This is a genomic window from Methylosinus sp. R-45379, from assembly GCF_001644125.1.
In the GTDB taxonomy this organism is placed as follows: domain Bacteria; phylum Pseudomonadota; class Alphaproteobacteria; order Rhizobiales; family Beijerinckiaceae; genus Methylosinus.
The window spans coordinates 1-3,232 of the sequence record NZ_LUUM01000308.1 but is presented as its reverse complement, the minus strand read 5'-3'; the positions used below and the strand labels follow the sequence as shown (position 1 = coordinate 3,232).

Annotated in this window: 5 protein-coding genes and 2 pseudogenes; 3 read left to right on the top strand and 4 right to left on the bottom strand. The window is 60.6% G+C overall.

Annotation, left to right across the window (positions count from 1 at the left end; all coding sequences use genetic code 11):
- The 3 genes from A1351_RS22170 to A1351_RS26335 form a co-directional block, all read right to left on the bottom strand.
- On the bottom strand, positions 1-436 hold a 436-nt coding region (locus tag A1351_RS22170; protein ID WP_064033962.1), incomplete at its 3' end, for a helix-turn-helix domain-containing protein.
- Between the two features lie 102 nt (positions 437-538).
- Positions 539-913, bottom strand: a complete 375-nt coding sequence (locus A1351_RS26340; protein WP_371441518.1) for a transposase — start codon at positions 911-913, stop codon at positions 539-541.
- Positions 820-1,275, bottom strand: a complete 456-nt coding sequence (locus A1351_RS26335) for a transposase (RefSeq protein ID WP_371441519.1) — start codon at positions 1,273-1,275, stop codon at positions 820-822. The genes A1351_RS26340 and A1351_RS26335 overlap by 94 nt, the downstream gene beginning before the upstream one ends.
- Before the next feature lie 505 nt (positions 1,276-1,780).
- On the opposite strand from A1351_RS26335, the pseudogene A1351_RS26330 reads away from it, so the two are divergent.
- Positions 1,781-1,898, top strand: a pseudogene (locus A1351_RS26330) (IS6 family transposase); the annotation flags it as partial.
- 50 nt (positions 1,899-1,948) lie between these two features.
- On the opposite strand, the gene A1351_RS25015 reads toward A1351_RS26330, so the two are convergent.
- The gene (locus A1351_RS25015) at positions 1,949-2,212 is read right to left on the bottom strand and encodes a hypothetical protein (RefSeq protein ID WP_157096467.1); all 264 of its coding nucleotides are present in this window, start codon (positions 2,210-2,212) and stop codon (positions 1,949-1,951) included.
- 222 nt (positions 2,213-2,434) lie between these two features.
- Here A1351_RS25015 and A1351_RS26325 point away from each other — a divergent pair.
- Both A1351_RS26325 and A1351_RS25005 read left to right on the top strand, forming a co-directional pair.
- Positions 2,435-2,605: pseudogene (locus tag A1351_RS26325) on the top strand (transposase); the annotation flags it as partial.
- Positions 2,575-3,216 carry an IS5 family transposase gene (locus A1351_RS25005; protein ID WP_157096465.1) on the top strand — a complete coding sequence of 214 codons (642 nt, stop codon included), beginning with the start codon at positions 2,575-2,577 and terminating at the stop codon, positions 3,214-3,216. The pseudogene A1351_RS26325 and the gene A1351_RS25005, both read left to right, overlap by 31 nt.
- The last annotated feature ends 16 nt before the right edge of the window (positions 3,217-3,232 follow it).

The following is a 3,232-nucleotide window of genomic DNA, read 5'->3' as shown; positions in this document are numbered from 1 at the left end:
ACAGCTTGCGATAGCCCATTTTGCGCAGCTCGCGGCTCATGGTCTGTTCCGAGACGACGATGCGAAGCTCCTCGAATGTCCACTGGCACAGATCGACGATCCGCCAGCGCACGACGCCATGGATGGCCGGCGTCGGTCCTTCCTCGATGAGAGCGGCCAGCGCCGCTCGATGCGCGGCGTCGAGCCGCGAGGGTTGTCCGGGAGCCTTGCGGTCGACGAGCCCGTAGGGCCCCTCGGCGTTGAAACGCAGCACCCAGTCGCGAACGACCTGGAGGGTGACGCCGCCGATCTTCGCCGCCTCGCTTCGTGCGCCGCCATCATAGATCGACGCCAGGGCGAGGAGACGGCGCGCTTGCGGCCCGTCCTTCGAACGCTTCGCTATCGCCCGCAAGGAACGCGCGTCGTAATCGCCTCGAAGCCCAATCGCCGCCGCCATGGCGAACCTCCATGTGTTCGCCAAGTCGAATCAAATTTCAGCCGATTCGGGAATCCCTCACGTGAGTCGGCCTCTCGGAGGGTTGGTATAACCTGTGGCTAGTCACAGTGTCTTATCCGACGCGATGATTCGTAAGGCGCCCGCCGCCGGACGAATACAAACCTCGCGCGAATGATAGCCTTTGTCCGCGATGATTTCGCAAGGATCGTCCGGGGTTGGCGCGAGGCCGACAGCCGTGGGATTGGCCTTCGCCGTCTCCAGCGTGTCGCCGAGCGTCGTCGTATCGCCCTTGTCCGCCTCATGGATCGGCGCGGCGACGATCACGCCTGTGTCGAGGTCGACCGCATGTTCCGGCTTGTAGGCGAGATGCGTCGTCCCGTCCTTCATCCGCGCGATTTTCGCCTCGGTGTCCGTGGCGCTCGTCCAGTCGTCGTTCGACAGCTTCTTGCCTTTGCGCTTGCGGTCGAAACGCGCCAAATCCTCGGCGTTCGGCGTCGCGGCCCCGCTTTCCTTCGCCATGCGCTCAAGGATTGCTCGGTAGGTCTCGCCGTTGTCGCGCCGCACGATGCTGCGCAGCGCCGCGTTCGCCTCCATGGTCGAGCCGTCGACGCCGATACGCTCGCCTTCACGAGGCCGCGCTCGGCGACAAGCTTCAGGACGAAACCGAACGCCTTCTCGTGAACCTCGTGCGGAAGACGCGAGCGGGTCTTCGACAGCCACGAATGATCCGGAACTTTCTCGCGCGTCGACAGCCGCAAAAAATCCCGCAACGAAAAAGAATCCGCGCAACACCATCCGATGCCGCGTTTGCTGTCGAGCCCTTCGAAGTAGCCGACCATGTGCATGCGGAAATAGCGAACTGGTGGCAGCGAAGGCGCGCCCATCTTCGCCGCGTATTAGGGCTTGCAGGCGTTCTCGACGAAAACGTCGAAGCCCGCGTCCAGTAAAACTTTCTGAAGCTCGTCGTAAAATGGCGTGCGCCGGAGAGCGCGGTCGCTCAGCCCAGCCGACAACCAGATCCCCCTGCGTCCTCGTCTCACGCCGCAACGCCATCGAACCAACCTCAGCAGAATCTCACCTGAAAACGGAATCAGTCAGACGCGACTTCGTCAACGGGCTGCTAACCCGTCTTTTTCATGACGCCGTTGTTGGAAGGCGGGCGAGCGCAGCATAGATTACTGAAATAACACCGAGGTTTCGGACAGCCCGTCGCGCGCGGCCTACCTGACGGCGAGCCGTTCGTCGGCGCTTTTGCCGCGAATGCGCTTCTCGATCGCATAGACCATTGCGATCGTCGTCAGAACCAGGGGCGCATAGGACCATTGAGTGGTGAATCGAGTGACACATCCGCTGTTGGGTTACAAAATCATTTCGATCAGCGGCCGCGACATTATCCGGGATCGAACTCGTGCATATGATCCGAAATGACGGGTTGCAGATCAGGAGCAAGTTGCAGTTCTAGGCCGCTCGCGGCGTGTGCGGTGTCAAATTGTTATACACCTGCGTTGCCTGTCAATTATCACTTTGGCGTAGTAGAGTCGATATTTTGTATTGCTCCGCATAAGGAAAAATTGACATGGTCGCCGATCTTTCACGACGAAGAAACCGCTCGTAAGGGGCTCGATGCGACCGAACTCGCCAGTTGAAGCTGACGAGACGTTCGTCGGCGGCGAAGCCAAGAACCGCGCCTTCAAGGAGCCCGCGCCGAAGAAAGCCATTCTCTTGCCGTGTGAACTCGGCGATCGACGCTCCATCCTCGAGGCGCTCGTCGACCATCCGGCGCTTGTCTCCGTGAGACCATCATCGGCACCGGAGAGCCGGAGAATAGTCGTCGTTGCTCGACATCGGCGATAGTGTCCACTGGTAATAGAAGCGGACACGATCATCGCGCCACCTGTTAGGTCGTGTGGACGAATTAAGAGCGGTCGAATTTTCACGATTCCCAGCGTGAATCCGGTGTGATTCATAGACCTCCGACCGATTCGGAGGCCGGAAATCATGTCGACGCGGATGGATGAAGAGGACTGGGCGCATGTGCTCTCCGTGTTTCGGGCCTGCCTTCCTCGTCGAGGACGCAAAGCCGAGGACGACCGACTATTCCTGGAGGCGCTGCATTTCTTCACGGTCGAGAACGTGCGATGGCGCGCGTTACCGGAGCGGTTCGGTCCCTGGAACAGCGTATGGAAGCGGTTCGATCGCCTGAGCAAGGCCGGCGTGTTCGAGGCGTTCTTCGACATGCTCGCGTCGATGAGCGCTTCTGCCCATCTCATCCAAATGTTCGACTCGACGATCGTGCGCGCTCACGTCTCCGCCGCTGGCGCAAAAGGGGGCAAGAGAGGCAAGCGCTCGGGCGCTCGCGCGGCGGTTTCACGACGAAAATCCACGCGAAAGCCGATGCCTCGGGAACGATCATCGGCTTCGACCTGACCGGCGGCGAGGCTTCCGACACGCGCCACTTCGAAACCCTGCTCGATATCGGACCCGATATGAAGCCTCGCGCCGTCGTGTGCGACAAAGGCTATGCCAGCAAGGCGAACCGCGAGGCGGCGAGGAAACGGGGCATCGCTCCCGTCATCCCGCACAAGGCCAACGAAAAGGAGCGGCCCAAGTTCTTCGCCAAGGCCCTCTACAAAGCTCGCGCTCGCATCGAACAAGGCTTCGGCCGGCTCAAGCGATTCAAAAGGGTCGCCCTACGATGCGAAAAGACGGAACGAAACTTCAGATCGATCGTCAGTTTCGCCGCTGGCCTTTGCTTGATACAATTCGTCCACACGACCTAGTGTCGGTCCGAAGACA

What these genes read in the sequence shown, in the direction of transcription:
- A1351_RS25005 (WP_157096465.1), top strand. Translation starts at nt 2,575, where the DNA reads ATGGCGCGCGTTACCGGAGCGGTTCGGTCCCTGGAACAGCGTATGGAA.
- A1351_RS25015 (WP_157096467.1), bottom strand. Translation starts at nt 2,212, where the DNA reads ATGGTCGACGAGCGCCTCGAGGATGGAGCGTCGATCGCCGAGTTCACA.
- A1351_RS26335 (WP_371441519.1), bottom strand. Translation starts at nt 1,275, where the DNA reads ATGGTCGGCTACTTCGAAGGGCTCGACAGCAAACGCGGCATCGGATGG.